Source organism: Kineosporia sp. R_H_3 (assembly GCF_002198675.1).
Classification (GTDB): domain Bacteria; phylum Actinomycetota; class Actinomycetes; order Actinomycetales; family Kineosporiaceae; genus R-H-3.
In genome coordinates, this window is record NZ_MWLL01000013.1 from 19007 (window position 1) to 33628 (window position 14622).

A 14622-nucleotide genomic window follows, 5' to 3' on the forward strand; every position below is an offset into this window, starting at 1 on the left:
TTGACGCCTGGAACCGCTGTCCCGATCGATTTGAGCACCGTCTACCTCGGAGCGCCGAGCGCTGAACGTGACATTCACAGTGGACTCGAGCACTACTTCGTGGAGAGTGAAGCGTTCCGTCGCGTCGCCTCAGGCCAGAAGACTGTCATCTTAGGGAACCGTGGCTCGGGCAAGAGCGCAATCTTCCAGATGCTGGGCCGTCAGGCCCAATCGCGCAACGATGTCGTAATCGAACTTGCGCCTGAAGACTACTCGTACGAGCTTCTTCAGAGCGCGCTGGCCAAGGAGTCTGACGGAGCATGGGCGAAACTTGGCGCCTACTCCGTAGCTTGGAAGTTTCTCATTTATGTTCTGGTCATGAAGGAACTCGTTTCCCGCAGTGGGGGCCGCCCTGGGCGCGGGCCGCTCGCGAAGATCACAGCTTATGTTCGCGACAATCACCCAAACACTGAGATGAGCAAGCTGTCCGCCCTGATTGGCTACATGAAGCGCCTTGAAGGAGTGAAGGTGGGCGGGGTGGAGGCCGCACTCAAGACTCGCGAACTTGAAAAGCTCTATAAGTTGGAGGAGATCCATGCAGTCTTGCCTGCGCTAAGGGAAGTCCTTGAGAAGCAGCGTGTTTACGTGTTTGTTGACGAGCTCGACAGAGGCTGGGACGCCAGTGAGGATGCTCAAGCGTTTGTCGCGGGCCTCTTCCAGGCTTGTATGTCCATCAACAACCTTTCGCGCGGCCTCACTGTCTACATGTCGCTTCGACAGGAGCTTTACGAGAATATCCCCGCCCTGTACGACGACGCGCAGAAGTTCCGGGATGTGATCGAGACGGTCTCCTGGTCGGAACCGGGGCTTCGTCAACTGATTGCCCGCAGGCTCAGGTACAACGTACGGGAGTTGAAGGATGCTGACGATGAGGGTTGTTGGAACTCAGTGTTCGCCGAGACGTTGAGTTACAGGCAGAACAAGTCGTTCAACTACATGGTTGATAGGACCCTCTTTCGCCCTCGTGAACTAATCCAATTCTGTGCGACGGCGATTGAAGGCGCCCAAGACAGTAGAATTGATCCCGCGCTCGACTATGGTGTCATTCTGAATGCCGAGACCACATATTCCGAGGCGCGTACGAAAGATATCGCCGCCGAGTATCGTTTTCAGTATCCTTCGCTTCTGAGTGTGTTCGAAGCGTTTCGCGGTCGGGTCTATTCATTTGATAGAGACGACCTTGAGTCTATCTGCATGGATCTGATACTTGGCGGACTGGTAATCGATGCCGAAGCCCAGGATTGGGTGACCAAACTTGGTGACCCGAGTGACCTCATCACCATCCTATGGCAGGTGGGATTTCTGAGAGCCCGCGCGCAGGGCGGGATCAAGGCGCAGCGAAGAAGTGGCAGTTCATACCTCGGCCCTCACCAAGTCTCGAACTTGCGCCTAGACAATATCTCGAGATTTCAGATACATCAGATGTTCCGAAGCTATCTAGGCCTGCGTGAACCGAAGAAGAGCGCCTCGGCGGACGACGAGTAGATGCGAGCGAAACGGCGCAGTGGACGGGGAGGCTTCCTCGACCCCGCAGCGAGCCTCGAGTCCGACACGCCGGTGAGCTACCCGAGCCCTTCCGCGAACCGCGCGACGGCCGCAGCGAGCGTCTGCTCAATGACGGCGTCGATCTCGGCCAGCCGTGGGGCGAGCGTCTCTTCGCTGACGAGAGTGACGGAGTCGGTGCTATCGGGAGTGAGCAGGGGGACAGCGACCGGTGCCTCAGGAGCGCCGTCTGCAGGGGCGTCACCGGGCGCTTGGCGGCCTGAGGCCGCCTGGAGCGACTCCGCGAAGACAGTTAGGGCCAGGACGCCAGTCTCGCCGTGGCCGACCTTCTGCACAACGGTTACGAAGCGTAGGTTCTGCCCGAGCGCGGTTAGCCGCAGGTGCGTCCACCAGGTCCCCTCGGAGATGTTCGCGAAGAAGCCGCCGTGCCTTGCGGCTCGAACGATCTGTGCGCGCCACCAACGAGCTGCTGGCTCTGGAGGACGCGCTGTGAAGACCACGGCAGTGGCATCTGGATCGACCGCGCGGAACTGGGTCGCAAGGTCACGCCCGACGGACTCCAACGCCGTCTCGACATGTCTGTGGATCTCGTCAGCGAGGCCTAGGGCCCTGGAGGCACGTTGTGTGGCGTCCTCGTCGCGCATCGCCCGCAACCGCTCCACATACGCCCGCGCCACGTCCACGGCGCCTGCGCCGACCGCAGGGGCTGCAGCGACGGCAAGGGGACGCTCGATCTCCGCGCGGAGAGCGACGACTTCGAGACGGGCGAACAAGCGCGTTAGCGCCCGTAGGTCGCCGTCGTTGGCGTTCTCCAGGGCCAGCAGGTAGTCCTCGCGCGAGTAGCGGTCCACGACCAACGGGGCATATCTGCTGCGTAGCAGAACGAGCAACGCCAAGGCACGCGCCACACGGCCGTTGCCGTCGTCGAAGGGGTGGATCGCCACGAAAGCATGGTGCAGCCAGGCCGCTGCGACGACGGGGTGGAGCTCAGATGCCTGGGGGTAGAAGGCGACCAGGCGATCGATCTCGGCGTCGACCTGGTCTGGGGGCGCGAAGAGGAGCACCCCACCGGATCGCATGTGGGCCTGGTTCGGTGACTGCTTCCACGAGCCGTGGCGAAGCGGTCGCTCCGTGACCCGGCCGAACTGGTCGACAGCCTTGAACGTCGACTGGGACCGGCAGAGTGCGGTGTGCAGCTCGCGGATGAAGTGGGCAGATAGGTCCCGGCCGTTCCCTGCCGCATCGGCGAGGAAGGTCAGCGCCTCGAACTGGGACCGGATCGTCTCCAGGGCACCCTCATCGATTCCTCCCTCACGAGCGGCTACTTCAGCGCTGAGCCCTTCGGCTACGAGCGCCTCGGTGACACCCCAGTCCACGTCGTAGAGCCGTTCGATGATGCCGGTTTCAATCGCATGCCGCCGCAGGTTTCGCTGGCGTGACTCTCGGAACTCGGCAGACGACTCGTCTCTTACCACGTCGGCCCAGGCTCGCTGGAGTGCGTCGACGGACGCCAGGACCTGCGCCAGATCGCCGTTCAGCGCCGCCGGCGGGCGGACTCGCCACCACGGCTCCGCATCGCTCTCCACGGGTGAAGACTAGCCGCCCTCATCCGGTGAGGTTCGGAGGTGCAGCACGCCCGGTGTCGGCGATTGCGGTCCCTCGATGTGGCCGTGTCCGGGCAGTGGTCACCCAAGTTGCGGGCTGTCCTGCGACTTGGAGGAGACGACGTTGCCATCGGCGTCCGTTTCCTGCTGTGTGGTCGTGGTGTTGCTGGTCTTCGCGCCGACCAGGTAGCCGGCGATGGTCCCGAGCAGCGTGTAGAAGGCTGCCACCGTCTCACTCTTGATCGCCAGGGCGAGGCCGAGGCCGAGTAGGCCCAGGACGGCGATGGCGATGAGGCCGATCAGACGAGCGAAGGTGGCGTCTACCTGACGAATGCCGACGAGGCGACCATCGTCGCCCTTCTGTCGAGAGTTGATGTACTGGCGGTTCAGCTGCCAGGCCACCAGAACCAGGACTCCAAACGCGGCGGCGATGGAGCCGACGACCAGGGCGACCCGCTCCGCCGAGACCGTCCCAGCATCAGCACTCGTGATGGCTGTAGTGAAGATCATGAGTGGTCGTCCTCCGTAGCTCAGGAGCATGGATCTGCTGTTGGATCGCATTCATGTCGCGAGCGGCACATGTCACCGCGTCGAGTACGCATCGCGGGAAGCAGGCGTTACTGTCGCCGAGACTGAGGACCGTCCGTGACGGTCGGGCGGGCCGAGCACACGGCGCAGCTTGGCCGGCAGCCCGCGCGAGTGCACCACGACCAGTTCCCGGTTAGCCCGTGTCAGGCTGGTGTACAGCGGCCCTTCCTTGTCGACGCTCCGCGGGAACAGCCCCGGATCCACGACCACGACGCCGTCGAACTCGAGGCCCCGCACATCACGCGGAACGAGCAGGCGAACTCGGGCGTCGTCAAGCACCCACTCGTCGCTCCCGCCGGGGACTGTCCGATCAAGGGATGCTTCTATGTTCGTCAACCGGTCCGGGCGAGCAGGAGCAGTGGGTGGAGCTCGCGGGCGATGTAGCGCTTGAGACATCGCAGGATCTCGGTGCGTGCGAGTCCTTCGCGGGTGCGTCGTTCGACGTACTGGCGTGTACGAGGGTCACTGCGCATGCGCACGACGGCGACGGTGTGCAGGGCGGAGTTCGCTTGCCTGTCGCCTCCTCGGTTGAGGCGGTGTCGGCGAGTCTTGCCCGAGGACGCAGGTAGCGGGCTGACGCCGCAGAGGGCCGCGAAGCCTGGTTCGGCCAGGAGTCGTTCCTGGTGGCCGCCGGCGGTGATGAGCAGCGCTGCGGCGACATCGGGACCGACTCCGAATTGGGCGAGGAGCTGGGGTGCTGCTTCCGCGGTGATCACCTTGATCGGCTCGTCCAGGTCACGGATCTCGGCGTCCAGGTGCTGCCATCGACGAGCCGCGGAACGCAGAGCGGTCTTGGTGGCGGTGCTGGCATCAGTACCGCGGCCGGGGCGCAGCGCGGCGCAGCGTGTGACGCGTTCACGGAGCGTGCCGGTGTCGAGGTTGGCGCGTAGATCTGCGGGGGCGGTGACCAGGAGGGCCTGGAGCAGGTTGGCTGCCTGGGTACGCGCCTTGATCGCGGATCGCCTGGCGGCACGGAGCTGGCGCAACGCCTCGGAGGCACCGATCCCTTGCCTGGGACTGCCGGAGGATTCGCCGGCAAGGAGTGCCCGGGCGGCCGCCTCGGCGTCGAGCTGGTCGGACTTGCCGCGCTCACGGCGAAGTCGCCGGCCCGGCCGGGAGACCTCCAGAACGGCCTCGCCCTGCTGGCGCAGGTAGCGGGTCAAGCCGGCGCCGTAGCTTCCAGGACCCTCGAGCCCCCACTGCCTGGCCGGTCCGAGCGCCCGCGCCCACGCCAGGAGTGTCTTCAGGCCGGCGCCGGTGGTCGGGACGCTGAGGTCACCCAGGCGGCGTCCCAGCCTGTCTATGGCGACGGCGACGTGGACGTCCTTGTGGGTGTCGACGCCGACGATGACGTCGTTCGCTGATTGGGCGGTCGTGGTGCCGGTGCTGGTCATTGTGAGGGTGCCACCTTCGCGAGCAGGGCCATGGTGGCGATCTGAGCGGGCCTGGTCGACAACACAGTGATGAGGGCTCGTGCGCCCAGGCTTCTATTAGGTCAGGCCCGGCCCGCTCAGAACGCGAGGCCCCGGACCGGTCGACGGATCCCTTGCAGGACAGTCCAGAGGACGTCGGTGTAACTGAGAGTCAGACCGGTCCGGAGCCATCGCCCATTCTCACTGTGTAACTGATCTTGCCTGACACGCCGAGCCTGCGGGCTTGGCGGGGAGGTATGGATCATGAGCGACACCATCGAGCCCGTGGCGAAGACCCGGGGATCGAAGCAGCAGCGTGAGCAGGATCAGGCGTTGGCGAGTGAGCTCGTCGAGCGGGCCCGCGCCGAGGGGGTGGAACTCATCGGCCCGGGCGGTCTGCTGACCGGGCTGACCAAGACGGTCCTGGAGACCGCGCTCGAGGTCGAGCTGAGCGACCATCTCGGCTACGACAAGCACGACCCCGCCGGCCGGAACGGGGAGAACTCCCGCAACGGGACCCGCCCCAAGACGGTGCTCACCGAACTCGGCCCGGTCGAGATCGACGTCCCTCGGGACCGAGCCGGAACCTTCGAGCCGGTCATCGTGAAGAAGCGGCAGCGCCGACTGGACTCGATCGACCAGATCGTCTTGTCGTTGAGCGCCCGTGGTCTGACGACCGGTGAGATCAGCGCTCACTTCGCCGAGGTCTACGGCGCCTCCGTCAGCAAGGACACCGTCTCCCGGATCACCGACGCGGTGCTGGAGGAGATGACCGAGTGGTCGACCCGGCCGCTGGACCGGGTCTACCCGGTGGTCTTCATCGACGCGATCGTGGTCAAGGTCCGCGACGGGCAGGTCGTCAACCGGCCGGTCTACGCCGCCATTGGTGTCACCGTGACCGGCGAACGCGACATCCTCGGTCTGTGGGCCGGTGACGGCGGCGAGGGCGCGAAGTTCTGGCTGTCGGTGCTGACCGAGGTCAAGAACCGCGGGGTCCAGGACGTCTGCATCCTGGTCTGCGACGGCCTCAAGGGCCTGCCCGACGCGGTGAACACCGCCTGGCCGCTGGCGCTGGTCCAGACGTGCATCATTCACCTGCTGCGCAACAGCTTCCGGTACGCCGGCCGGCAGGACTGGGAGAAGATCGCCCGCGCCCTTCGGCCGGTCTACACCGCCCCGACCGAGGCCGCTGCCAAGGAACGGTTCACCGAGTTCGCCGCCGAGTGGGGCGAGAAGTACCGGGCCATCGTGCAGCTGTGGGAGAACGCTTGGACCGAGTTCGTGCCGTTCCTCGACTACGACGTCGAGATCCGCCGGATCATCTGCACCACCAACGCGATCGAGTCCCTGAACGCCCGCTACCGACGCGCCGTCCGCGCCCGAGGCCACTTCCCCACCGAGCAGGCCGCGCTCAAGTGCCTCTACCTGGTCACCCGGTCCCTGGACCCGACCGGCAGGGGTAGGGCACGCTGGGCCATCCGCTGGAAGCCCGCCCTGAACGCCTTCGCCATCACCTTCGAAGGCCGCCTCAACCCGAGCACCACCAACTGACCGAGCGAGAGTCAGTTACACCGAAGATCGGACAGTCCCCTCAGACGGGCATGCGCGCGTGGTGGTCCTGGAGCAGGTCGTGGGCGTCGTCCAGCGTGGCGGTCTCGTAGACGGCGAATCCCCATGCCCGGCCGTGCTGCTGCCAGCGTTGGGTGCCCATCCTGGTGTGGGCGTCGCGGGGCAGGACCGTGACGATGGCGGCGAGGCCGCCTGCGCGGTAGCGGGGGTAGACGAACCGGTTGACGTAGTCGTGGTCGCGGGCGGACGGGGAGCCGGTGGCGGCCTGGACGTCGACGACGATGAAGCGGGCCCGGCCCGCCTCGACCAGGTCGGCCTGCGCATCGAGGCTGTCCCGGAACGTGGTGTGGTCACCGAACCGGGTCCAGCGCACCACGATCTCTGCGGGGTTCGCGTCGAACCAGACGCTGACCTCCCCGGGTGCCTCGTACACAACCGTCGCCGTCATGGTGGTGGTCCTGCTCCGTGTCCGCCTCATTCGCCGATGGTGGTCACCGGCTCTGACTGAAGGATGGAGCACAATGGTTCGGCGCGCATCGCCCACGAGAGTGAGGAACGGTGGCGTTCGGGTAGCGACGCCGCTGGGCCTTTCGAGTAGCTGAAACGGGCCCTGCGGGACGCGGTCGTCACCCAGCTCCTTCCGGTTACTACGAGCCCGACCAGAGCGGTCGGCGGGGGCCGAAGGCCGCTGTACGGGTCGCTGAAGATGTGGGGGCACCTGCGCCGTCTGGCCATCAAAGGGGTGTCGCGCTGCCAGGTCGAGCGGCCGATGCGGGCAACGGGCGCCGAGTCCACCGACGAGCGCATGCGGGATGTACGGCGGGCACCGTCGGACGGCAGACCCATGGACCGGAGATGATGGCGGGGCACGAGGGGACGGGTGCAGACCTCCTCGCGGTCGTCCGAAGGATCGGCGATTGCCGGATCGCGGCTATCGTGAGGTCATGTCGCAGTTGATGGCTGTCGTGGCAGCCCGCGACGCCGGTTCGGGCAACGCGACCCGTCCGCGGGGATCGGGTCCTCGACGGTGACCGTGTTGTGGGTCCTGTTCGGGGCCGGTTGGCTCGTCAGCGGTACGTCGATTCTCGTCCGTGAGGGTCGGCTGCTGCATCGCCGTCGGGGTTGTCGGCCCGCGGTCGGCCAGGTCCTGGCGGTGCGCAAGGACCGATCGACCGGGCAGTGGCTCTTTCGCCCGACCGTCAGCGTTCTCGACGCTCACGGTGCGACGGTGACGGTCGAGACCTTGAACCCGTCGCACCGCCCTGACATGGCACCGGGTGACTTCGTCAACCTGCTGGTCGACCCGATCAACGGCACCGCAGTGCAATTGGCGGACAGGACCGTGCAGATCATCAACATGGCCCTCGGCGCTGCTGCGGTGATGATCGGTGCCGGCATGCTCGCGGTCGTCACGGTGTGGGGTCTGCGGCGCTGAGACCCGTTCCCGCGGGCCGCGGGTGCTCAGCACGTCCGGTCTGTGCTGAACCTGCAGAGTGCTGCTGACACGCCGTCCGCGACCTGTTGCACGAGTTGCGCGGGGACGTCGCCGTCGCCGACGAACACCCGGGTCACCGACACCACCGTTCCGACCTGCTGCACGACGACGGCCCTGACCGCGGAGCCCTGCCCCGTCGCCTCACGCAGCGCGACGCCGTGGGGCACCGTCACGTCGGACCGCTCGGCCGGGGTGTCGCAGCCGGCGAAGGCACGCAGGTCCTTGACCCAGGAGGCCGCGCCGTCGGCCGAGTCGAAGCGCAGGAGCTGCTGGCGGGTCCCGGCCGGCAGCGTCGCGGCCGAGTCGATCAGCGCACCGGCGAGAGCCTGGCTCGGCGTCGGACGGGCGCCTGCCGGGAAGCAGGGGAGGTAGGCGAGAACCGGGTCCTGCGGAGGCGGGACGGCGGAGTCGGTCGTCCAGTCCGGTCCGAGGGCCGAACCGGGCATCAGGTCCGTGGTTCGCAGGCTCGTCGCAGCCGGGCCGGTGGGCAGGGTGCGACCCGTGGCGCGTTCGAGCAGCCGCGCACCGACGCGGACCGCGACGGCGTCCTGCTCGACGCTCTCACCGAAGGACGCCGTCGCCTCGATCCCTGTCGTCCCGGCCTGAACCGCGAACCGGTAGGTGGCCCAGGGCGTCTCGGCCTTGGCGGGATCGCCGTTGCGTCGCTGGAGCAGCAGGCCGGCGCTGTCCGTCAGAGTCGTCCATGTCGGCCCGGTGCACCGGCTCTCGGGCCGCAACCGGTCCGAGACCACCTCCTGGACCACGGGACCCTCGGTCGGCACAGGCCGGCCGTCGGCCCCGACCTCGACCAGCTGGACGACTTCGTCCGGGCCGCCTGCACTGCAGGTCATCGCAAGCGTGGCGTTCCCGATCATCTCCGGCGTGTACCTCGGTGTCGCCGAGGCCGCGTACACGGCAGCGCTGAGCATCGCCAGGGGCCGGGCCGAGGATCCGTTGCTGCAGCGCACGATCGGGCTCATGCGACACAGGCTGCAGGTCGCGCAGTGGTCGCTGGACGGCGCGCTGGCCGTCGTCGGGGACGACCCTGCCCCCTCCGCCGAGTGCTTCCTGGCGGCGATGGCGGCGAAGGCCGAGGTGGCCTCTGCGGGGGCGGACGTCTGCAGCTTGGCGATGGACGTCGCCGGCGGCCAGGCGTACTTCAAGGGGTCGGTCATAGAACGTGCCTACCGCGACATCCGCGCTGCGCCGTTCCACCCGCTGACGCCGGAGGTCACGCACGTCGAGGCGGGGCGGCACGCGCTCGGGGCGCCGGGACTACTTCGGTAGCGCCTGAAGGGCGGTGGCGTCCGGGCTCGTTCAACCCCGCGGCTCCGGATCGGCGCACACTCAGGCGAGCCGCCGGGCGGGACCGGTGTGCACCTGCCGTCCGACGAGGCCACGCCGGGGACGGCGCCCTGCGCGGTAGTTGGTCACGGGGAGCCATGGTCGCGCCATCGGCTTCGGACGTCGGTGATCGCGGCGTTCAGGACGTCACTGCCGTCGCGATCGCTCGAGCGCGCAGCAGGGTCTGCGCAGTAGTGCGCGTAATGTACGAGTACGTCGATCTGATCGTGTGGCCAGCACGAGTCGATGCCGGTGCGCACTGCGTCGAAGACGGAGCCGACGGTCCAGCCCGGTCTGCGGTCCGCGAGGATGATGACGAACTCTCCGCTGCTGAGGCGAGCGACGGCAGCGGCGTCAGGGACGGCGTCCGTCAGGGCCTTCGCGGTGTCCTTGAGAAGCCGGTCGCCCCGAGGCCGCCCCAAGGTGGCGTTGACGGTCTCGATCGCGAGGTCGCAGACAATGACGATGACGTGCCGGTCCGGCGGGCAGCTCAGCAGGATCTGGTGCAGCGCGGTCTCGAGTCCGAGCCGGTTGCGCAACCCGGTCAACGGGTCCCGGCGCGCGGCCAGCTCGGCGGAGTTCCGTTGCTGCTGCAGGCGTTCGCGTTCGCGCTCCTCGGCTGTGACGTCCCGGCAGATCACCGCGATCCGGCCGCCGGCAGTGGGGGAGGCGGTCACCAACATGACGACGTCCCGAGGAGGTTCTCCACCGGAGTCGGCTGGTGACCTCGTCGTCAGCCGGGCCTGGTGGCGCTGTCGTGAACGGGCCACGGTGCCGACCAGGGTGAGCAGCTCGCTCCTGCATGAGGCCGGGACCACGTGCTCCAAGGGAGCCCCGGCTGCATGCGACTCGTCGATATCGAGGAAGCCGGCCGCCGCCTGGTTGATGAACACGCATGTCGGGCCGTGCTGCCCGAGAGGGCTGTCCGACGTCGCGGCAGGGGGCCGGTGGTCGTGCCCGTCACTGCGGGCGTCGGAGCCATCGACGAGCAGGACCGGGTCCGGTAGTGACGCCAGGATGTCGTGCAAGAGGTCCCATGCGGTCTGCGCGCGGGCGTATGCGTCCATGAGGACGCCCTCGGCCTGCACCTGCGTGGAGATGTCCCGCCACGTCACGACGACCCGCGTCGGGTCCAGGCGGGCGGCGACGACATCCAGGATGCTCTCCCAGCCCGGCAGCTCGACCACGATCCGGCGTCGGTGCAGGCCGGGGCCGGCGCTCGACCTCGTGACCAGGTCCCGCAGCGGGATCGCGACCTCGGGCGGAGCCATCTCCTCGAGCGACCGTCCGCGCAGCAGCGGAGGGTCGATCTGGTACGCCGTGGCACCCACCTTGTTGATCATCTGCAGTGTGATCGACTGTTCTGTGGCCGGCTCGGGGCCGCGGCGATGGACCCTGAAGATCGCGAAGCCGTCCGGACTGGCGTCCAGTGCAGCCGGCAGCCACCGCCAGTCGGCGTCCTCGTCGAGGGTGTCCGACCTGTCGCTTCCGTCTGCGTGGCGGTCGTTCGAGGCATCGTGCAGTCGCAGCAAGGTCGCAGGTCGGCCGTTGTTGCCCGCATGCTGGCCTAGGACGACGCCCTCGACCCACCGATACTCACCATCGCTGCAGAGTAGTCTTCGCCGCTTGAACCGCCGTGGCGGCCCGGTCGATGGTGACGGTGGATCGACGAGCAGGGCGTCCGCGGGATGCACCAGCGACGCCACGGGGCGCCCGAGGAGCTGGCTGGCAGTCCATCCGAGCAGCCCCGACACCGATGGGGAGACCCATGTGATCGCCTCGGCCTCGACTACGACGAGGACTCCGACTGAGAGCACGGTGTCCGTCACCCATGGCGGGGCGCTCCGGGCGGCAATCGGTGAGCTCGACACTGTCGACCACCCTGCCTCTCGTGCAGTAGCGCCAGTCATGTATCGCTGCGGCGGCCGCCGCTCCGAAGCAAGGTAACGGTCACGCGCGCCTAACTTGCGGCGACACGGTCGTCACCACCATGATCGACTGTCGCCGGGGCGCGGCCATCAGTGCACCCGAGGTCGACGGGTCTCCGTCGAGCGTCCGTGAGCGTCTCTGCGACCCAGTCGCAGCCGTGGTGGCGGCCGGCTGCACGGCCGCCGGGCCGCCGCGCTCGCTGCCCGAAGGTGCACCATGAGGCAGCGGTCGCCGGCGGTGCTGAGCCGGGTCAGCGACCCGGGGGCGGCATCGAAACCGGTGGCGAAGATCATGGTGAACGGGGCGGCAGCAGCGTGAACCACCGCGGCGAGGTGTCCGCCCGCGGCTGTCCGTTCACCAGGCTCGGGAGCCTTGACGGTATGTGCTGGCGCGGAGCAGCCTCCTAGCATCGGCTGGTGCGGCTCCTTGAACGGGACCAGCAGGTCGCGGCGGTGCACGGCTACCTCGCCGAGGCCGCGGACAGTCATGGCCGGATGGTCTTCGTCGCCGGGGAGGCGGGGGTCGGCAAGACCTCGTTCGTGGGCCGAGTCGTGCAGGAGGCGGCAGACATGGCCCGCGTCGCCGTCGGTGGTTGCGACGGGTCCTCGACGCCGGCGCCGCTGGGCCCGCTGATCGAGATGCTGCCGCGGCTACCGGCGCAGGTGTGGCCTCCGGGGGCGACCAGGCACGAGGTCTTCGCCCGGCTGGTCACCGCTCTGAGGGAGCCCGGTCTCGGTGAGCCGTTCCTCCTGGTGGTGGAGGACGCGCACTGGGCGGACGAGGCGACGCTGGACCTGGTCCGCCATCTCGCCCGCCGCGTCCATGCATGCCGGGCGCTGGTGCTCGTCACGTACCGCCCGGAGGACGTCGTGACGGGGCACCCGTTGCGTGTGGTCCTCGGGGACGCCGCGACAGCGGCTGGTGCCCGGCGTCTGGATCTTCCGGGTCTGTCGCGCTCGGCGGTGGGGCACCTCGCACGGGAGTACGCCCTCGCGAACCCGGACGCCGCTCCGGCGGATGTCGACCGCCTGCACCGGGTGAGCGGGGGTAACCCGTTCTTCGTCACCGAGGTGCTCTCGGCCGGTACCGGTGCGGTTCCGCCGACCGTCCGGGATGCCGTCCAGGCCCGGGTGTCCCGGCTGACCCCGCCGGCCCGCGCCGCGCTGGACGCCGTGGCCCTGTGCGGGGCGCAGGCGGACATGCATCTGCTGGAGCACGTTCTGGACGACGGCCCGGAAGTGCTCGACGAGCCCCTTCAGCGCGGACTTCTCACCGCTTCCTCCGGCCAGGTGGCGTTCCGGCACGAACTGGCACGCTTGGCTGTGGCCGAGCCGATGCCGGCGTTCCGGCGCGTCGCGATCCACCGCCGGATCCTGGCCGCCCTGTTGGAGCGCGCGGCAGACGGCGCGCTCGATCACGCGCGCGTCGCGCACCACGCCGAGGCCGCCGGCGACACCGCGGCCGTGCTGAAGCACGCTCCTCTGGCGGCCGCACGAGCAGCAGACCTGGGGGCGCACCGCGAAGCGGTCCATCAGTACCGCCGCACCCTGCGATGCGCCCACGGTCCGGCGGACGGTCGCCGCGCGGACCTGCTGTGGGCGCTGGGCTACGAGTGCTACCTCACCGACCAGGTCGAGGATGCACTGCGCGCGATCCAGGAGGCTCTGGAGATCTGGGCGGCGTCCGGTGACACGGTCAGGGTCGGCGACGCCCATCGCTGCCTGTCCCGTCTGCACTGGTTCGCAGGGCGCAACGACGTGTCCGAACGGCAGGCAGAGCTTGCAGTGCAGGCGCTCGAGGGGTCGGGCACCGTCGAGCTCGCCATGGCCTACAGCAACGTCGCGCAGCTTCGGATGCTGTCGTCGGACGTGCACGGAACCAGGCTCTGGGGACGGCGTGCCCTGGCCGCGCTGGACGACCTGCCGGACGGGCGGAAGCGGGCCGAGGTCCGGGTGCACGCGTTGAACAACCTCGGAACGGCGGAGGTCGTGTCCGGCGACTTCGACGCGGGCATCCGGATGCTCACCACGAGCCTGGAGCAGGCCCGGGTGGCCGACCTGCACGAGCACGCCGCGCGCGCCTACTGCAACCTCGTGTCCTGTGCCGTCGCCCAGCGCAGGCACACCGACGCCGCGGAGCGGTTGGAGGCAGGGCTGGAGTACTGCATCGACCGCGACCTGGACGCCTGGACGCTCTACCTGCAGGGCCTGCAGGCGCAGCTCCTGCTCAACCGCGGGCAGACGACCGCGGCTCGGGACTGCGCCGAGAAGGTGCTGCAGCGCACCGAGTCCGCGCCGACCAGCCAGGTCGAACCGCTGGTCGTCCAGGCGCTGTCCCTGGCCCGGAGCGGCGACCACCGATGGCAGCAGCCGATGGAGCGTGCGGTCCGGCTGGCCGACGGGATCGGGGAGATCCAGCGTCTCGGGCCCGTCACCGCCGCCCGCTGCGAGATCGCCTGGTTGTCCGGTGACGCCGAGAGTGCGCGACGGTACGCCGCCGAGACCTGGCCGAAGGCGACAGCGGCCGACTGCCCGTGGAACAGGGGATCGGTCGCCACCTGGCTCGGCGACCCGACGGCCGGTGACGGCGCTGCGCTGGCTCCGCCGTACGCCCTCGAGGTGGCCGGTCGCTGGGGCGAGGCCGCGCAGCGGTGGAAGCAGCTGGGATGCCCCTACGAGCACGCCCTGGCGCTGGCGCGCAGCGGTGAGCGCGCGGCGATGACCGAGGCGGTCGAGTGCTTCGACGCGTTGTCCGCGACCGGGGCGGCCGCCCGGACCCGGGCGCTTCTGCGAGCCAACGGCTGGTCGGTTCCCCGCGTTCCGCGGGCCTGCGACCAGCCGCACCCCGACGGGCTCAGCGCCCGCGAGGCTCAGGTGCTGGAGCTGTTGGCGGAGGGCCTGCCGGACGCTGTGATCGCCGAGAGGCTCGTCCTGTCACGACGGACCGTCGAGCACCACGTCGCTTCCGTCCTGCGCAAGCTCGGGGTGCGGTCCCGTCGCGAGGCCGCCTCGCGCTCGCAAGCCCGACCCGGTCACCCCTGAGCCCGGGGCTGCAGCGGCTGTCACGCTCCTCGGTAGGTACCGCGGGCGGTCCGGATGGGTAGTCCTCACGGATGTGGCGCCGTCCCGTCGATCGGTAG

12 protein-coding genes are annotated in these 14622 nt (G+C 68.6%); 5 read left to right on the forward strand and 7 right to left on the reverse strand.

What is annotated here, in order from left to right:
- Entirely contained in the window at positions 1–1524 is a 1524-nt protein-coding gene (locus ECOMGDLI_RS00715; protein WP_088312622.1) for a P-loop ATPase, Sll1717 family, read from the forward strand.
- Positions 1525–1601: 77 nt separating this feature from the next.
- Here the strand turns inward: ECOMGDLI_RS00715 and ECOMGDLI_RS00720 are convergent, their stop codons facing one another.
- The 4 genes from ECOMGDLI_RS00720 to ECOMGDLI_RS00735 form a co-directional block, all read right to left on the reverse strand.
- The gene (locus ECOMGDLI_RS00720; protein ID WP_088312624.1) at positions 1602–3128 is read right to left on the reverse strand and encodes a Fic family protein; all 1527 of its coding nucleotides are present in this window, start codon (positions 3126–3128) and stop codon (positions 1602–1604) included.
- 99 nt (positions 3129–3227) lie between these two features.
- The gene (locus ECOMGDLI_RS00725) at positions 3228–3656 is read right to left on the reverse strand and encodes a hypothetical protein (protein ID WP_088312626.1); all 429 of its coding nucleotides are present in this window, start codon (positions 3654–3656) and stop codon (positions 3228–3230) included.
- Between the two features lie 72 nt (positions 3657–3728).
- Positions 3729–4013, reverse strand: coding sequence for a hypothetical protein (locus tag ECOMGDLI_RS33505; protein ID WP_143447393.1), 285 nt, complete (start codon positions 4011–4013; stop codon positions 3729–3731).
- A gap of 53 nt (positions 4014–4066) precedes the next feature.
- Complete coding sequence (locus ECOMGDLI_RS00735) at positions 4067–5128, reverse strand: IS110 family transposase (RefSeq protein ID WP_088312629.1); 1062 nt, start codon at positions 5126–5128, stop codon at positions 4067–4069.
- A gap of 282 nt (positions 5129–5410) precedes the next feature.
- Between ECOMGDLI_RS00735 and ECOMGDLI_RS00740 the strand changes: the two genes are divergently transcribed.
- Positions 5411–6697, forward strand: a complete 1287-nt coding sequence (locus tag ECOMGDLI_RS00740; protein ID WP_088312631.1) for an IS256 family transposase — start codon at positions 5411–5413, stop codon at positions 6695–6697.
- A 40-nt stretch (positions 6698–6737) separates the two neighbouring features.
- Here the strand turns inward: ECOMGDLI_RS00740 and ECOMGDLI_RS00745 are convergent, their stop codons facing one another.
- Entirely contained in the window at positions 6738–7163 is a 426-nt protein-coding gene (locus ECOMGDLI_RS00745; protein WP_088312633.1) for a hypothetical protein, read from the reverse strand.
- Between the two features lie 579 nt (positions 7164–7742).
- Here ECOMGDLI_RS00745 and ECOMGDLI_RS00750 point away from each other — a divergent pair.
- The gene (locus ECOMGDLI_RS00750; protein ID WP_088312635.1) at positions 7743–8150 is read left to right on the forward strand and encodes a DUF3592 domain-containing protein; all 408 of its coding nucleotides are present in this window, start codon (positions 7743–7745) and stop codon (positions 8148–8150) included.
- A gap of 26 nt (positions 8151–8176) precedes the next feature.
- Here the strand turns inward: ECOMGDLI_RS00750 and ECOMGDLI_RS35160 are convergent, their stop codons facing one another.
- Positions 8177–9061, reverse strand: coding sequence for a hypothetical protein (locus ECOMGDLI_RS35160; RefSeq protein WP_233153247.1), 885 nt, complete (start codon positions 9059–9061; stop codon positions 8177–8179).
- A 7-nt stretch (positions 9062–9068) separates the two neighbouring features.
- Between ECOMGDLI_RS35160 and ECOMGDLI_RS35165 the strand changes: the two genes are divergently transcribed.
- Entirely contained in the window at positions 9069–9497 is a 429-nt protein-coding gene (locus ECOMGDLI_RS35165; protein ID WP_198954410.1) for an acyl-CoA dehydrogenase family protein, read from the forward strand.
- 143 nt (positions 9498–9640) lie between these two features.
- Here ECOMGDLI_RS35165 and ECOMGDLI_RS00765 read toward each other — a convergent pair whose 3' ends face one another.
- Positions 9641–11464 (reverse strand): PAS domain-containing protein, encoded by a 1824-nt coding sequence (locus ECOMGDLI_RS00765; RefSeq protein WP_088312641.1) that lies wholly within the window; start codon positions 11462–11464, stop codon positions 9641–9643.
- 435 nt (positions 11465–11899) lie between these two features.
- Here ECOMGDLI_RS00765 and ECOMGDLI_RS00770 point away from each other — a divergent pair, with 435 nt between their 5' ends.
- Positions 11900–14524, forward strand: coding sequence for an AAA family ATPase (locus ECOMGDLI_RS00770; RefSeq protein ID WP_198954411.1), 2625 nt, complete (start codon positions 11900–11902; stop codon positions 14522–14524).
- Positions 14525–14622 lie beyond the last annotated feature (98 nt).

What these genes read in the sequence shown, in the direction of transcription:
- ECOMGDLI_RS00765 (WP_088312641.1), bottom strand. Translation starts at nt 11,464, where the DNA reads ATGACTGGCGCTACTGCACGAGAGGCAGGGTGGTCGACAGTGTCGAGC.
- ECOMGDLI_RS00745 (WP_088312633.1), bottom strand. Translation starts at nt 7,163, where the DNA reads ATGACGGCGACGGTTGTGTACGAGGCACCCGGGGAGGTCAGCGTCTGG.
- ECOMGDLI_RS35160 (WP_233153247.1), bottom strand. Translation starts at nt 9,061, where the DNA reads ATGACCTGCAGTGCAGGCGGCCCGGACGAAGTCGTCCAGCTGGTCGAG.
- ECOMGDLI_RS00740 (WP_088312631.1), top strand. Translation starts at nt 5,411, where the DNA reads ATGAGCGACACCATCGAGCCCGTGGCGAAGACCCGGGGATCGAAGCAG.
- ECOMGDLI_RS00735 (WP_088312629.1), bottom strand. Translation starts at nt 5,128, where the DNA reads ATGACCAGCACCGGCACCACGACCGCCCAATCAGCGAACGACGTCATC.
- ECOMGDLI_RS00725 (WP_088312626.1), bottom strand. Translation starts at nt 3,656, where the DNA reads ATGATCTTCACTACAGCCATCACGAGTGCTGATGCTGGGACGGTCTCG.